Source organism: Variovorax sp. P4_D9 (genome assembly GCF_056401695.1).
Window position 1 is genome coordinate 1 of sequence record NZ_JBFUIU010000145.1, and the last position, 14,997, is coordinate 14,997.

At 65.6% G+C, this 14,997-nt stretch carries 13 protein-coding genes and 2 pseudogenes; 8 read left to right on the plus strand and 7 right to left on the minus strand.

Translation table 11 applies throughout. From position 1 onward, the window contains the following. The 5 genes and pseudogenes from AC1DY5_RS17360 to AC1DY5_RS17380 form a co-directional block, all read left to right on the plus strand. On the plus strand, positions 1 to 458 hold a 458-nt coding region (locus AC1DY5_RS17360; RefSeq protein ID WP_478113297.1), incomplete at its 5' end, for a zinc-binding dehydrogenase. Positions 459 to 488: 30 nt separating this feature from the next. Beyond that, positions 489 to 1,460, plus strand: a complete 972-nt coding sequence (locus AC1DY5_RS17365; RefSeq protein WP_478113299.1) for a Bug family tripartite tricarboxylate transporter substrate binding protein — start codon at positions 489 to 491, stop codon at positions 1,458 to 1,460. A 60-nt stretch (positions 1,461 to 1,520) separates the two neighbouring features. After that, entirely contained in the window at positions 1,521 to 2,198 is a 678-nt protein-coding gene (locus AC1DY5_RS17370; RefSeq protein WP_478113301.1) for a GntR family transcriptional regulator, read from the plus strand. A gap of 60 nt (positions 2,199 to 2,258) precedes the next feature. Continuing rightward, positions 2,259 to 3,242 (plus strand): Bug family tripartite tricarboxylate transporter substrate binding protein, encoded by a 984-nt coding sequence (locus AC1DY5_RS17375; RefSeq protein WP_478113303.1) that lies wholly within the window; start codon positions 2,259 to 2,261, stop codon positions 3,240 to 3,242. A gap of 32 nt (positions 3,243 to 3,274) precedes the next feature. Next, a pseudogene (locus AC1DY5_RS17380) lies at positions 3,275 to 4,268 on the plus strand (Bug family tripartite tricarboxylate transporter substrate binding protein). 217 nt (positions 4,269 to 4,485) lie between these two features. Here the strand turns inward: AC1DY5_RS17380 and AC1DY5_RS17385 are convergent. The 7 genes and pseudogenes from AC1DY5_RS17385 to AC1DY5_RS17415 all read right to left on the minus strand — a co-directional run bounded on the left by AC1DY5_RS17385 (position 4,486) and on the right by AC1DY5_RS17415 (position 11,594). After that, positions 4,486 to 4,818 (minus strand): hypothetical protein, encoded by a 333-nt coding sequence (locus AC1DY5_RS17385; RefSeq protein ID WP_478113317.1) that lies wholly within the window; start codon positions 4,816 to 4,818, stop codon positions 4,486 to 4,488. Between the two features lie 569 nt (positions 4,819 to 5,387). After that, positions 5,388 to 5,870 carry a phospholipase D-like domain-containing protein gene (locus tag AC1DY5_RS17390; RefSeq protein WP_478113304.1) on the minus strand — a complete coding sequence of 161 codons (483 nt, stop codon included), beginning with the start codon at positions 5,868 to 5,870 and terminating at the stop codon, positions 5,388 to 5,390. A gap of 8 nt (positions 5,871 to 5,878) precedes the next feature. Further along, positions 5,879 to 6,358, minus strand: coding sequence for a phospholipase D-like domain-containing protein (locus AC1DY5_RS17395; RefSeq protein WP_478113306.1), 480 nt, complete (start codon positions 6,356 to 6,358; stop codon positions 5,879 to 5,881). Positions 6,359 to 6,472: 114 nt separating this feature from the next. Next, a complete protein-coding gene (locus AC1DY5_RS17400) occupies positions 6,473 to 7,609 on the minus strand; it encodes a 2-aminoethylphosphonate--pyruvate transaminase (protein ID WP_478113308.1) in 1,137 nt (378 codons plus the stop codon). A 45-nt stretch (positions 7,610 to 7,654) separates the two neighbouring features. Next, complete coding sequence (locus AC1DY5_RS17405) at positions 7,655 to 9,388, minus strand: putative 2-aminoethylphosphonate ABC transporter permease subunit (protein ID WP_478113310.1); 1,734 nt, start codon at positions 9,386 to 9,388, stop codon at positions 7,655 to 7,657. After that, complete coding sequence (locus AC1DY5_RS17410; protein ID WP_478113312.1) at positions 9,385 to 10,515, minus strand: putative 2-aminoethylphosphonate ABC transporter ATP-binding protein; 1,131 nt, start codon at positions 10,513 to 10,515, stop codon at positions 9,385 to 9,387. Before AC1DY5_RS17410 ends, AC1DY5_RS17405 begins: the two co-directional genes overlap by 4 nt. 32 nt (positions 10,516 to 10,547) lie before the next feature. Continuing rightward, a pseudogene (locus tag AC1DY5_RS17415) lies at positions 10,548 to 11,594 on the minus strand (putative 2-aminoethylphosphonate ABC transporter substrate-binding protein). Positions 11,595 to 11,737: 143 nt separating this feature from the next. On the opposite strand from AC1DY5_RS17415, the gene AC1DY5_RS17420 reads away from it, so the two are divergent. From AC1DY5_RS17420 to phnY, 3 genes are all read left to right on the plus strand, one after another. Then, on the plus strand, positions 11,738 to 12,463 hold the full coding sequence (locus AC1DY5_RS17420) for a phosphonate utilization associated transcriptional regulator (RefSeq protein WP_478113318.1): 726 nt from the start codon (positions 11,738 to 11,740) through the stop codon (positions 12,461 to 12,463). A gap of 1 nt (position 12,464) precedes the next feature. Then, positions 12,465 to 13,691 (plus strand): phosphonoacetate hydrolase, encoded by a 1,227-nt coding sequence (phnA, locus tag AC1DY5_RS17425; protein WP_478113313.1) that lies wholly within the window; start codon positions 12,465 to 12,467, stop codon positions 13,689 to 13,691. Positions 13,692 to 13,712: 21 nt separating this feature from the next. Continuing rightward, the coding region (phnY, locus tag AC1DY5_RS17430) for a phosphonoacetaldehyde dehydrogenase (protein ID WP_478113315.1) at positions 13,713 to 14,997 on the plus strand (1,285 nt) is incomplete at its 3' end.

A 14,997-nucleotide genomic window follows, 5' to 3' on the forward strand; every position in this document is an offset into this window, starting at 1 on the left:
TGCTGCGGCCGCTCGGCCTGGACGTCGCGATCCGCACCCGGGCCGCCGACTTCGCCGGCGCGGTGCTGGAGGCCACCGGCCAGCACGGCGCCGACCTGGTCGTCAACACGGTCGGCGGCACCGTCTTCGCGGAGGACATCCGTGCCATGGCCTTCGAGGGCCGGCTCGCCACCGTGGGCTACGTCGACGGCGTGGTGCAGGCCGAACTGGACCTCGCGGCGCTGCACGCGAAGCGGCTGACGCTGTTCGGTGTCTCCAACAAGCTGCGCAGCAAGGCCCAGCGCGCCGCCGCGGTGCCGCGCTTCGTCGCCGAGGTGCTGCCGCACATCGCTGCCGGCGCCATCCGGCCGCAGATCGACCAGGTGTTCGACTTCGCGCGGCTGGCGGACGCCAAGGCGCACATGGAAGCCGGCGGCCATGTCGGGAAGATCGTCCTGCGAATGCCCCCCGCACCCTGATCGCCAAGAAGAAAAGAAGGAGACAAGCCCATGAAGACGAGAACCCTGGCCCTGGCCATCGCCCTGTGCGCCTTCGGCAGCGCGGCCCCGGCCCAGCCCGGCGACTATCCGAACAAGCCGATCCGGCTGGTGATCGGCTTCGCGCCCGGAGGCGCCGCCGACTACGTGGCGCGCGCCATGAGCGATGCGCTGGGCAGGGCGCTCGGCCAGCCGGTGCTGGTCGACAACAAGCCGGGCAACGGCTCGAGCATCGCGGCCGACTTGGTAGCCAAGTCGCCGCCCGATGGCTACACGTTGCTGATCGCCAGCCCGAGCAGCATCTCGGTAAACCCGGCGCTCAATGCCAAGCTGTCCTATTCGGCGCGCGACCTCACGGCGGTCACCAAGATGACGACCTCGMCCCTGGTGCTGGCGGTGAATCCGGCCACCGGCATCCAGTCGATCGCCGACCTGATCGCGGCGGCGAAGAAGGACCCCGGCAAGCTCAACTACTCGACCTCGGGCAACGGTTCGGCGCCTCACCTCGGCGCGGCGCTGTTCAGCCAGGTGACCGGCGTCGAGATGACGCACATCCCGTACCGGGGCGGCAGCCTGGCGATCCAGTCGGTGATGGCGGGCGACACCCAGCTGACCTTCGGCACCTCGCCATCGGTGTTGCCGATGGCGAGCGGCGGCCGGTTGCGAGCGCTGGCCGTCAGCACCGGCGAGCGCTCGCCGCTGGTGCCCGGGCTGCCGGGCATGAAGGAGGCGGGCCTGCCCGACTACAACCTCGAATTCTGGTACGGCATGTTCGTGCCGGCCGGCACGCCGCCCGCGATCGTCAACAAGATCTTCGATGCCACGACCGCCGCGATGCAGCAGCCCTCGGTCAAGGCATCGCTGGCACGCGACGGCACCGAGGTGTCGCTGTCTTCGTCGCCCGAGCAGTTCGACACATTCCTGGCCGAGGACGGCAAGTTCTGGGTCAAGCTGGTCAAGAGCGCCAATGTAAAAGTCGACTGACCGGGTTCGCGATGGGCGGCCCGGTTCGGGAGCGGATTCGTCTGCAGGTAGGATTTGTCCATGTCRACCCTCTCTTCCAGTCCCCGCAGCGCCGGGCTTTCGCATGCCATCGTGAGCGAACTCAAGCAGCTCATCTACAGCGGCGAGTTCAAGCCCGGCGAGCGGCTCAACGAAGCGGCGCTGGCCTTGCGCATGGGCACCAGCCGCGGCCCGATCCGCGAGGCGATCAAGGTGTTGGCGGGCCAGGGCCTGGTCACGGCGGTCGCCAACCGCGGCGTCTACGTGCGGCAGCTGTCGCTGCGCGAGATGATCGAGATCTACGAGCTGCGCGCGCTGGTGTTCGGCTATGCGGCCGACCGTGCCTGCGAGCACTGCACCGAGGAGCACCGCAAGCGGATGGAGGAGCTGCTCGACGCGATGGACGCCGCCTGCGAAGCGGAGGACGGCACGCTCTACTACGAGCTGAACCTGCAGTTCCACTCGCTGATCCTCGAGATCTCGAACAACCGGCGCGCCCACCAAGCCTACGACGACTACGTCAAGGAACTGCATCTTGTGCGGCGGAAGTACTTCAACGTGCCGGGGAACATGCGGCGATCGAACGCCGAGCATCGTGCGATCTACGAGGCCATCGTCGCATCAAACAAGGCCCGCGCCCGGGCCGCCGCGGAGCGCCACGTGCATGCCGGCCGGGCCCGGCTGCTGGCAAATTTCGAGGAGCCGATGCAGGGGGCCTGAGACCCTGCGCGCCGGGGCGATGCGGAGCGCCCCGGCACCCCTTTCAATACGGAGCCCAACATGACCACAACTCTGTCTCGCCGCCACGTCCTCGCCCTCGCGGGCGTGCTCGCGCTCGGCGCTCTCCCCCACGCCGGCGCCGCCGACGCCTTCCCGTCGAAGCCCGTGAAGGTCATCGTGGGCTACAGCGCCGGCGGCGCCGTGGACGCGATCGCGCGTTCGGTCGGCCAGCGGATGGCGGCCATCCTCGGCCAGCCCGTGGTGGTCGAGAACAAGCCCGGCGCCGGCACCAACATCGCCGTCAAGGCGCTGATCGCCAGCCCACCCGATGGCTACACCCTGTTGCTGGCGGCCAACGCACTGGCGGTCAATCCCTCGCTGTTCCAGCCGGCGCCCTACGACCTCGAGCGCGAGCTGACGCCGGTGGCGCTGGTGGGACGGGTGCCGGTGGTGTTCACGGTACGCGAGGGCTCCGAGTTCAAGTCGCTGCAACAGCTGGTGGCGGCCGCGAAGGCGAAGCCGGGTTCCATCACCGTGGCGACGCCGGGCAACGGCTCGACGCCGCACCTGGCGATGGAGCTGTTCCAGCACACCGCGGGGCTGTCGCTGCGCCATGTGCCCTACAAGGGCGGTGCGCCGGCGCTCACCGATGTGCTCGGCGGGCATGTGGACGTGGTGGCGGTCAATGCGCTCGAGGCGTTGCCGCTGGCCAAGGCCGGCAAGCTGCGCGTGCTGGCGGTGATGAGTGCCGAGCGCTCCGCCGTGCTGCCCGGCGTGCCGACCGTCGCCGAATCCGGCTACCCGGGCTTCGAGGCCAGCGTCTGGTACGGCTTCGTCGCGCCGGCCGGCCTGCCGAAGCCGGTGCTGACCCAGTTGCACGCCGCGGTGCAGAAGGCGATCGAGTCGCCCGAAGTGCGCGAGCAGCTGGCCGCGGCCGGCGGCATCCCGCTGCCCGGACCGATCGAACAGTTCGACAAGCTGCTCAAGAGCGACGCGGCGCGCTACGGCAAGCTGATCCGCGAAGCCAACATCAAGCCCGACTGAAGGCGCCCCGGCGGCCAGACCCAAGAAGAACCATGACACTCGGCATCACCCGCCCACAGGCCTGCCTCGCGGCTGCCGGCGGCGCACTGTGGGGCGCGGCCGGCAGGGCACTGGCGCGGGCCTATCCGACCCGCCCGCCGCACCTCATCGTGCCCTTCACGCCCGGTGGTTCCTCGGACGTGCTGGGCCGTGCCATTGGGCAGGAGCTCGCCGCGCATGGAACCAGGCGGTCGTGATCGAGAACGTCCCCGGAGCCGGCGGATCGGTCGGCGCCGAGAAGGTCGCGCGGTCGCCCGCCGATGGCTACACCCTGCTCATGGGGCATGTCGGCACGCTGGCCATCAATCCCTCGCTCTATCCCAAGCTCGGCTACGACCGCTGCGCAGCTTCGCGCCCGTGGCCTGGGTGGCCCGCGTGCCGAACGTGCTGGTGGTGCACGCGTCGGTGCCGGCCCGCACGCTGGCCGAACTGGTCGCCCTGGCGAAGGCGCGACCCGGCCAACTGGCCTACGGCTCGGGCGGCAACGGCAGTGCCGCGCACATCACGATGGAGTACCTCAAGCTGCAGACCGGGACCTCCTTCCTGCACATTCCCTATCGAGGCACCGCACCCTCGATCAACGACCTGCTGGCCGGCCAGTTGCAGCTGCTCTTCACCGGCGCCCCGGCGCTGCTGCCGCACATCAAGGCCGGAACGATGCGGGCGCTGGCGGTCTCCAGTCCGCGCCGCATCGCGCTGCTGCCGGATGTACCGACCGTGGCCGAGAGCGGGGTGGCCGGCACCAAGGGCTTCGAGGCCGACCAGTGGTATGGCGTGGTCGCGCCGGCCGGCACGTCGGCCGAAATCGGCTCGATGCTGAACCAGCAGATCAACCGATCGCTGGATTCGGCCGAAGTCCGAACCCGCCTGGCCGCGGACGGAGCCGAAGCCACGCCCTCGACGCCCCAGGCTTTCGGCCAGCTGATCGCCAGCGAGATCAAGCGCTGGGAGCGCGTGATCAAGGCCGCCCGAATCACCGTCGACTGAATGAAGCCGAGCTATTCGATTCGCTGTGGCCTGGGGGAGTGGGGGCGGGCTCACGCCGACGGCGTACTCTGCTCCACGAATGTCCCTCGGCCTGCGGCCTCCTCCTTTATTTCGCTGCGCAGAGCACACCATCGACGTGATCCAGTACGGCAGTCGTTGACACACGCGGGTGATCGCGCTGAAGCCGCGGGGAAGAAGGCTTCGATCTGAAGTCCGGTCAGCGTCCCATGTGGGCGTCGTAGCTGCGCGAAACGCGGTCGATCAGCGCCGGATCGTTCGCGCCCATGGCGTCGAACTGCACACGCACACTGCCGTCGGCCTGCTGGCGGACCGTGGCTGTCACGGTGCCTGTCCCGAGCCGGCCGACGATGGTGCCGCTGCCGCGGTCCTCGACCGCGATCGCCAGGCCCTGGTCGCGCATCGCGCCGGCCGCGGCGGCAAAGGAGCGGTCGAAGTTGGCCGGCACCACGCCCGGTACGGGGTAGCCATAGTAGGCGCATCCCGCCAGGACCAGCATTGCGGCGCAGGCCAGGGCCCGTGCCACGCGCATCGCCGCGACCCGCCCGCGTGCCGAAGTCCTTGCCGGACGAACAGGACGCCGGCCGCCCTTTCGGACCGATCTCTCGTGGCTGACCATGAAACTGTCCATGACGTCCTCTCGGATAGGGTTCGACGAAACGAGGGTGGATAGAGGCACAGCATGCTTGGAGCGACCGCTTGCGCAATTGAGGCAAATCAATCCAGGGCCAGCACGGTGTTGATGACGATGCGCTCATCGGTCCATGAGCGAGGGGCACATTCAGCGGGAGGTCGTCCTGAAGCCAGGCCTCGGGAGCGGCGGTTTTAACAAACTGCAATCTCTAGGGAGCCCAAAAAATGGCTAAAGTCTGCTCGCGCGCTCGCGCATTCCTCAAGGATCTCCAAGTCGGTCAAACGCAAAACGGTCGCTGCAGACAGCCTCGCGTGCCAGTCGCCGACGAAGAGCCTCCAGAGTCGGAAACGGATCGACGTCTCGGATATCGAGGTGGCGTTCTGCGATTTGGCTGATTCGTTCCGTGCCTACGAATGCCAGCAAGGCTTTCTGTCGCCTCGCTTCCCCTTGAGAGGGAAGGAGGAATTTCACGGGATGCGCACCCGAACACCCCTTTGCGCCAGGGCGATCAGGGCCTCGGTCCCCGCCTCGCCCGGCACGAAGTAAGGCGAGCTCAGGTCCAGCGACTTGACCGGGCTGCCAAACGCCGCCTGAAGCCTCGGTAGCAACTGAAGGTCCGAGCRCTCGCTCGGGCTCAAGGTTTTTTCGGGGTCGTCGTTGACGACCTTGGCGGTCGTCCATTCCAGATGCGAAGTGCCGGCGACGAGATTCTTGACCACCTGGGTGTTCGCGATCGCCTCGGGCGTGGCACCGGCCAGGATCATCTTCGCGGGAGGGGCGGAGGGGCTGTTCCAGAACAGGTCGAATTCCGCGGACACCGACTTCACCGCGTCGCCGATCGCGATGACGTCGAGGTCCACGAGTCCGGTGCCGGCCTCGAAGTATTCGTCGTCGATGTTGCGGCCCACCACCGCGATCAGGTTGTCGACGGTGAAGGACTTGTTATGCATACGGTGGTTCAGGCGGTGAAGTCCGTCAGGAACCCCATCGCGCGCGAGCCGCGGTCGACGAACGGGTTGTAGAGCCGCAGCTCGATATTCGGTTGCGCTGCGAGCAGCGCCAGCGTCGGATCCAGTCCCGCGGTGTTGGCGTCGTCGAGCAGGAGCCGCACCCGCACCCCGCGTTCGGCCGCACGTATGACCACTTCGAACAGCAGGGTGCCGGTGGCATCGCCGTGCCAGATGAAGGTCTGGATGTCGATCGACCGCGCCGCGCTTCGAGCCAGCAGGATGCGGGCGGCGAACGCAACGCGTCCGTCGTCGATGGCGACGACACCGCTCTTACCCGGATGCTGCCTGGCCGGCGGAACGACCGCGCGGCCGAGCAGCGTGTCGGCGGCAGGTTCGAGCGCGTAGGTCTCGGGCCGGTCCTGCATCGGCGGCAGGCCGGCGCAGCCGGTAAGCAGCGCGGCCAGGGCGGTGGCCGCTGCGGCGACCATCGCGCGAAAGGAAGGGCCCCGAAAGGCGATCGCTGAAGATGAGAAGTCCATGCCTCCCCTCCGCTTCCTTGCCGCCAGAGGTGGCCCTGAAGTGCCTGATCGCGACCTTCTCGCTCAGGCCGCCGCGGCGGCAGCGTCAACGACCTGGCCGATCCCCATGGCCTTGAGCGTGTCCGCCACGGCTGCAACCGCGCCCGGTATTCCGGCATCACCGAAGTGGCCCATGCAGCCGACGCGGAAAGTTTCGACTTGGGTCAGCTTGCCGGGGTAGAGGATGTAGCCCCGCTTCTTGACTTCCTGATAGAAGGTCTTGAAGTCGTACTTCGGGTCATCGGGCGCATGGAAGGTGACGATGATCGGTGCTTGGATGGCAGGGTCAAGGTAGGTGCGGAATCCCAGCGCTCCCAGCCCGGCGATCAAGGCCTTGCAATTGCGCTCGTAGCGCCCACCGCGCGCTTCGAGCCCGCCTTCCTCGACATATTGGGTGATCGCCTCGTCCAGCGCAGCAACGACGTGGGTGGGTGGCGTGAAGCGCCATTGCGTCGTCTTGCCCATGTACACCCACTGGTCGTAGAGATCCATCGCAAGAGAATGGCTGTTGCCCTCGCACTTTTCCAGCGTGCTGCGCCTGACGATGACGAAGCCCATGCCGGGCACGCCTTCGAGGCACTTGCCCGACGCGGCGACGACGGCGTCGAAGGGCGTCTTGCGGGCGTCGATCTCGATGGCGCCGAAGGAACTCATCGCGTCGACGATCAACCCGCGGCCATGCTTCTCCACGACCAGCGCGATGTCGTGCAGGGGGTTGAGCACGCCCGTACCGGTCTCGCAATGGACCAGCGCCACATGCGTGATCGAAGGATCCGCTGCCAAGGCGAGGTCCACATCGGCGGCCAGGACCTGCTTGTCCTCCGTGTAGTCGATGGTGGTCACGCGACGACCGAGGACCTTGCAGATCTTGGCGATGCGCTGGCAATAGGCGCCGTTGTTCGGCACCAGCACGTGGCCGTCGCGTGGCACGATCGTCCCGATGGCGGCCTCCACCGAGAAGGTGCCGCTGCCCTGGAGCGGCACGCATTCGTGCGTGGCCTCGCCGTGCACGATGCGCAGCACCTGCTGGCGGATCCGCGCCGTGATCTGGTTGAAGTCGGAATCCCACGACCCCCAGTCGCGCAGCATGGCCGCGCGAGTCTTGTCGGACGTGGTCAGCGGGCCGGGCGTGAGAAGGATCGGTGAACGAACTTGGCTCATGTTGTCTCCAGGTGGGAAGGGCAAACAGTGAAGAACAGAAAGTGCTCAGCCGCGGCGCAGGTTGCGCCATGCTTGCGTCCGGGCGAGCAGTACGCGCGTCAACAGCGAATAGGCGATGCACACGAGAATCGATGTGACGACGATGAGGCTGGCAAGCGCCGCCGCCGGTCCAATGTCGCCGGCGTCGTCGAGATGCATGATTGCGACCGACGCGAGGATGGTGTCGGGCGAGTACAAGAAGATCGCGCACGACAGGCTGGCCATCGAGACGACGAAGAAATAGCGTCCGATGTCAAGAATCGCCGGAAGGCACACCGGCACGGTGACGCGCAGGAAGGTCTTGAAGAGCGGCACCTTCAGCGAGGCGGAGACGGCCTCGAACTCGTTGTCGATCTGCTTGAGTGCCGTCACGGCAGTCAGATGGCTCGATGTGTAGTAGTGGACGATCATCGAAACGATCAGAATGGCCATCGTCTGGTAGAGCCCGTTGAGCGGGTTGGCCGGATGGTTGAAGAACATCACGTAGCCCAGGCCCAGTACCAGGCCCGGCACCGCCATCGACAGCACGGCCATCAGGTGCATGGCGCGCTTCATCGCGACCAGGTTGCGTGTCTTCTCGATCAGGTAGGCGCCGACGAAGACGATCAGCGATCCGCCGATGGCTGTCGAGATGGCGACGATCAGGCTGTTGGTGTAGGCCGCGGCCATGTCGCTTTCGATCAGCGCGAAATGGTAGTGCTTGAGCGTCGGCGCGAGGTCGTAAGGCCAGAGCGTGATGAACGACGTGTAGACGGCCATGCCGATGGTGCCGAGCAGCAGGATGCCCACGATGACGCAGGCCGCGGCGAGCAGTGAATCGGCCAGTCGGCGCGGCTTCGGGAGGTGCGGGACCGAGCGCGCGGTCAATTGCGCCTTCAGCTTGCGACGTACCGTGTAGTCGATGACGAACGACAGGATCGAAGGTACAAGCAGCAGCATGCCGACCACCGCGCCCATCGAGAAGTTGTGCTGGCCGACCACTTGCTTGAACACATCGACCGAAAGCACGTTGAAGTTGCCGCCGATGACCTTGGGCGCACCGAAGTCGCTCACCACATAGGTGAAGACGACCGTGGCGGCGCTGATCAGGCCGTACTTGCAGGAGGGCAGCGTGATCGTCGTGAACTGGCGCCATGGGGGCGTACGCAATGCCGTGGCCGCTTCGTACAGCCGGCCGTCGGCGAGCGACAGCGCGGTGACCAGGATCATCAGCGCGTGCGGAAAGGTGTTGTAGACCTCTGCCAGGATGATGCCCGGCGCGCCGTAGATCGAAGCGCCCATCAGCAGCGACTTGAGCGCGCCCTGATTGCCGAACCATTGCACAAAGGAGATGGCCGCCAGCAGCGAGGGTGCCAGCAGCGGGATCAACGCGACCAGCTTGAAGGTGCCCTTGAACCAGTTYGGAAGGCAGGTGCGCGTGAGCGCATAGGCACAGACGAAGGCCGTGGGCACCGAGATCATCACCACGACCGCCGCGACCCAGATCGAGTTCCAGGCGGCGCGCAGCAGGCTGGGTGTCTTGAAGTAGGTGATGAAGTGCGCCAACCCGACGAACTTGCCGTCCTTGTCCAGCACCGCGTTCACGAGGATCGTGGCCAGCGGCGCGATCAGGAACAGGAGCAGCATCGCCATGATGGCGAGCAGCACCAAGCGCGCAATCAGGTCGTCGCGGCTCCAGCGCATACCGGTGCGGGTGGTTTGGATGTGGGCCGCAGGGAAGGGGCGTGCCATCGCGTTCATGGCCTGGCCGTCCTGCTGCAGAAGGCGCGAATGCGGTTGGCACGCAAGGCGATGTCGATGCGGTTGCCTTCGCGAATGTCGAGGTCATGCAACTGGTTGAGCGAGAAATGCAGGCCCAGGCTCTGGCCATGCAGCGCATCGGCCGTCACTTCGGCAATGCACAGTCCGCCTAGGAACTCGACCTTGGTGACGAGTGCGCTGAGCCGGTTGGGGGTGTCGTGCGCGAGGTTCTCGACCAGGCGGTCTTCTGGTCGCAGGTACAGGTTCACTGCTTCGCCCGGTTCAAAGCCGCTGTCACAGGCATCGCATTGCAGGTCCATGTCGCCGACGCGAAAGAGATTGCCGCCCAGCGCGTAGCCTTGCAGGACATTGATCTTGCCCACGAAATCGGCCACGAAGGGCGTCGCGGGGCGCTCGTAGATGTCCATCGGCGTTCCCACCTGTTCGATCACGCCGTGGTTCATGACGACGATCCGATCGGCCATCGACAGGGCCTCTTCCTGGTCGTGCGTCACCATGATGGTCGTGATGCCGACCTGGCGCTGCAAGCGGCGGATCTCGCCACGTAGGCGGATGCGTTCCAGCGCATCGAGCGCCGACAAGGGCTCGTCCAGCAACAGCAAGCCGGGGCGCGTCGCCAGCGCGCGAGCCAGCGCCACGCGCTGCTGTTGTCCGCCCGAGAGTTGGCTCGGGTACTTGCGTCCCGAGGTGGGCAGGCCGACCAGCGTCAGGAGTTCCTCGACCCGCGCCTTGACTTCGGCCTTCTTCACCTTGCCGTTGACCAGGCCGTAGGCCACGTTGTCGGCGATCGTGAGGTTGGGAAACAGCGCGTACGACTGGAAGACGATGCCGTAGTCGCGCTGGTCGGCCGGCAACCACGACACATCCTTGCCGTTCTGCAGGATCTGTCCGGCCGTTTGGGTCTCGAGCCCCGCGATGATCCGCAGCAGCGTGGTCTTGCCGCACCCCGAGGGGCCCAGGAAGCAGAGCATCTCCCCGGGATTGACGCGCAGGTGCACGTCGCGCAGGGCACTGAAGGATTCGAAGTCCTTGCGGATGCCGATCACCTCGAGTGCGCCGGCGGTTTGCGGCTCGCTGGCGAGGAACCTGGTGTCAGTCATGTCCATCTTCTTGATCTCGTCGCGAGTTGAGGAACCGATCAGTTGGATTTTGCTTCCGACTTGCCGTCGTAGCGCTTGCTCCACTCGGTCAGGATGCGGTCACGGTTCTTGGCCGACCAGTTCAGGTCGTTCTTCGAGAGCAGCTTCTCGTAGTTCTCGGGGATGCCTTCGAGCTTCTTGGCGACACCGGGATAGGCCACCACGGCCCACCAATTGGAGGTGATCTGATTGGCTTCCTTGCTCGCCATCCAGTCGGCCAGGCGCTTGGCCTACTCGATCTTCTTGCTGTTCTTCATGATGGCGGTGGCCTCGATGTCCCAGCCCAGGCCTTCCTTGGGGAAGATCAGTTCGACCGGGGCGCCGGACTTCTTGACCTGGTGCGCGCGAAATTCGAACGAGATGCCGATCGGGAATTCGCCGGCGCCCGCCTGCTTGCAGGGCTTGGAGCCGGAGTGCACGTACTGCGCGATGTTTTCATGCAGCGCGTCCATGTACTTCCAGCCGTCGTTCTCGCCCCACATCTGCAGCCATGCGGCGACGTCGAGGTAACCGGTGCCGCTGGATGCGGGATGTGGCATCACGATCGCGCCCTTGTAGATCGGCTTGGCCAGGTCCTTCCAGCTCTCCGGCTTGGGCAGTCCCCGCTTCTGCGCCTCCACGGTGTTGAAGCAGATGGTTGCAGCCCACACGTCCATGCCCACCCATGCAGGCGGCCGTGCAGAGTCCGAGTACGCGGGGGTCAGTTCCTTGAAGCCCTTCGGCTCATAGGCCGCGAGCATGCCTTCCTGGTCGAGCAGCGCGAGGCTGCTGGCCGCAAGGCCCGCGACCACGTCCGCCTGCGGGTTTGCCTTCTCGGCCAGCAGCTTGGCCGTGACGATGCCGGTCGAGTCGCGCACCCAGCGGATGTCGATGTCCGGATTGGCCTTCTCGAAGCCGTCCTTGTAGAGCTTCATCGCGTCGGTTTCGAGTGCGGTGTAGACGAGCAAGGTGGTCTTCTGCTGCGCCGAGGCGCCGTTGAGGGCGAGGGCCATGGCCATCGTGCAGAGCGCCGTGCAGAGGTGGCGGATGCCTTTGCGTGAGTTCATCGTGTCGTCCTGGTGGGTAGTTGCTGATGGGGGCCCAAGCGCGTGGTTTCGGCCGCTTCGGTGGACTCAATGTAAGTCGTCGACTGGCAACTGTCAATATTAAATTGTTGACAGTTGGCAGATTGGGGTCGAGAATCAACCCCATGAACTCAAGCAAACCCGCTGCCGCCCTGGCTTTCTTCCAGTCCAGTTCATTGCCCATGCTGGTACAGGAAGAGATCGAGCGACTCATCATGACCGGCGAGCTGGCCGTGGGAAGTCGCGTCAACGAAAGCGAGCTCGCACAGCGATTCAATACCAGCCGCGGCCCGATCCGCGAGGCGTTGAGGGCTCTCGAGGAGGCTGGCCTGGTGCGCAACGAAAAGAACCGCGGCGTTTTCGTCCGTGAGATTTCTTTCGAGGAAGCCGACGAAATCTACGAACTGCGCGAGGCGCTCGAGGAGATCATCGGCCGCCGCGTTACGCGCGCCATCACGGCGGATGGCATCGAGCGCCTCAAGGGAATGCTCAAGGCCATGCGCTCCGCGGCCAAGGCGCAGGACGTCGAGCAGTACGCGCAACTGAACCTGCAATTCCACGAGGTCCTGCTGGAAACCGCGGGCAGCCAGAAGCTGATCGAGACGTACAAGCGCCTGATCAAGGAACTGCTTCTGTTCCGCATGCGCGCACTCGAYGACGGTGGCGGTCTTCGCGTGTCTGTCGACGAGCACCGCGACATCGTCGACGCCATTGCATCCGGCGACCCCGAGCGTGCAGGCCGCGCCCTGCGCCAGCACGTGTCCGACAGCCGCGGTCGCATGCACATGGCAATGGGCCGGCCGGATTCCGGCTCGCCCCGGTCCAGTTCATCCAATCAACAAGGAGCATGAAGTGAATCCTCAGTCGATCGAAGTCAATGCAAGAAGTTACCGCTGGATGCAGCGGCCCGTTGTCGTGGTCTGCGTGGACGGATGCGAGCCGGCCTACCTCGATGCCGCAGTGGCGGCCGGCGTTGCGCCATACCTGGAAAGGATGATGAAGACCGGCGCCAACCTGCTGGCCGACTGCGTGGTGCCCTCGTTCACCAACCCGAACAATCTGTCGATCGTCACCGGCGCGCCACCGGCGGTGCACGGCATCTGCGGAAATTATTTCTTCGACCGTGAGCTCGGCCAGGAAGTGATGATGAACGACCCCAAGTACCTGCGCGCCGGCACCGTGCTGGCAGCCTTCGCGGACGGCGGCGCCAAGGTGGCGGTGGTCACCGCCAAGGACAAGCTGCGCAAGCTGCTCGGCAATCACATGAAAGGCATCTGCTTCTCCTCGGAGAAGGCCGACGAGGCCACCCAGGAAGAGAACGGGATCGACAACGTGCTGGATCTCGTGCGCCTGCCCGTGCCTTCGGTCTATAGCGCGGAGCTCTCCGAGTTCGTGTTCGCCGCCGGCGTCAAGCTGATGGAAACGCGCCGGCCCGACCTGATGTACCTCTCGACCACGGACTACGTGCAGCACAAGGCGGCACCGGGCAGCCCGGCCGCCAACGCTTTTTACGCGATGATGGACGGCTACCTGTCCGAACTCGACGCGCTCGGCGCCACCATCGTTCTCACCGCCGACCACGGCATGAACGACAAGCACGACACCGAGGGCAAGCCCAACGTCATCTACCTGCAGGATGTGCTCGACGGCTGGTACGGCGCCGAGGCCGCGCGCGTCATTCTTCCGATCACCGACCCCTACGTGGTCCACCACGGCGCGCTGGGCTCCTTCGCCACCGTCTACGCACCCGACGAGGCGACTGCCGCGCAGTGGATCGAACGAATCAAGGAACTGCCCGGCATGGAATCCGTCCTGTCCCGCGCCGAGGCCGCGAAGCGCTTCGAGCTGCCGCCGGATCGAATCGGTGACATCGTGGTCGTCAGCGAACGCAATACAGTGATCGGCACTTCGGCCAGCCGGCACGATCTGTCGGCGCTCGAAGTGCCGCTGCGCTCGCATGGCGGAGTGTCCGAGCAGCGTGTTCCGTTGATCTGCAACCGGCCTGTCGCGGGAGTCGAAAGCAGCCGGCGGCTGCGCAACTTCGACGCCCTCGACCTTGCGCTGAACCACGCCCAATAAGCGCCGAGAGGAGACAAACCCATGAGCCAGCCCATGCCGAAGCCAGCCGACATCCACTGCGAAGCACTTCGCATCGCCGGTGAGCGCGTCTATCGCGACGAAGTGATAGAAGTCACTTACCCGTACACCGGCGAGGTCATCGCCACCGTGCCGAAGGCAACGCTCGAAGACGTGCGCCGCGCCTATCGGATCGCGCGCGACTACAAGCCGACGCTCACGCGCTACGAACGCTACAAGATCCTGATGCGTGCCGGCGAAATCATCGCTTCGCGACTGGACGAGATTTCGCGCACCATCACCCTCGAGTCGGGCCTGTGCCGCAAGGACTCGCTGTACGAGGTGGGGCGCGCTTCCGACGTGCTTCTGTTCGCGGCCAACCAAGCGCTGGTGGACGACGGGCAGGTGTTCTCGTGCGACCTGACGCATCACGGCAAGAGCCGCAAGGTCTACACGATGCGTGAGCCCCTGCTGGGCGTCATTACCGCCATCACGCCGTTCAACCACCCCCTGAACCAGGTGATCCACAAGGTCGCCCCTTCGATCGCGACCAACAATCGCATGGTGCTCAAGCCCAGCGAGAAGACGCCGCTGACCGCGTTCATCCTGGCGGACATCCTGTACGAGGCGGGGCTGCCGCCGCAGATGCTGTCGGTCATTACCGGCGACCCGCGCGTGATCGCCGACGAGATGCTCACGCATCCCGATGTGGACCTCGTGACCTTTACCGGCGGCGTCGCCATCGGCAAGTACATTGCGGGCAAAGCCGTCTACAAGCGCCAGATCCTCGAACTCGGTGGCAACGACCCCATCATCGTGATGGAAGACGCCGACATCGAAGAGGCCGCGACGCTCGCGGCCAATGGCTCCTACAAGAACTCCGGCCAACGCTGTACCGCCATCAAGCGGATGCTGGTGCACGAAGCCGTTGCCGACCGGTTCGTCGAACTGCTGGTGCAGAAGACGCGCTCACTGAAGTATGGCGACCCGATGGACAAGACCGTCGACATGGGCACCGTGATCGATGAGGCTGCGGCGATCCAGTTCGAGAATGTGGTCAACGAGGCCATCGCGGGCGGCGCCAGGCTGATGTGCGGCAACGTTCGCCGAGGCGCGCTGTATTCGCCGACGGTGTTGGATCGGGTCGATCCGGAGATGACGGTCGCTAAGCAGGAGACCTTCGGGCCGGTGTCGCCCGTGATCCGCTTCAAGGACATCGAGGATGCCATCCGGATCTCCAACGGCACGGCCTACGGCCTGTCGTCGGCGGTGTGCACCAACCGCCTCGACTACATCACGCGCTTCATCC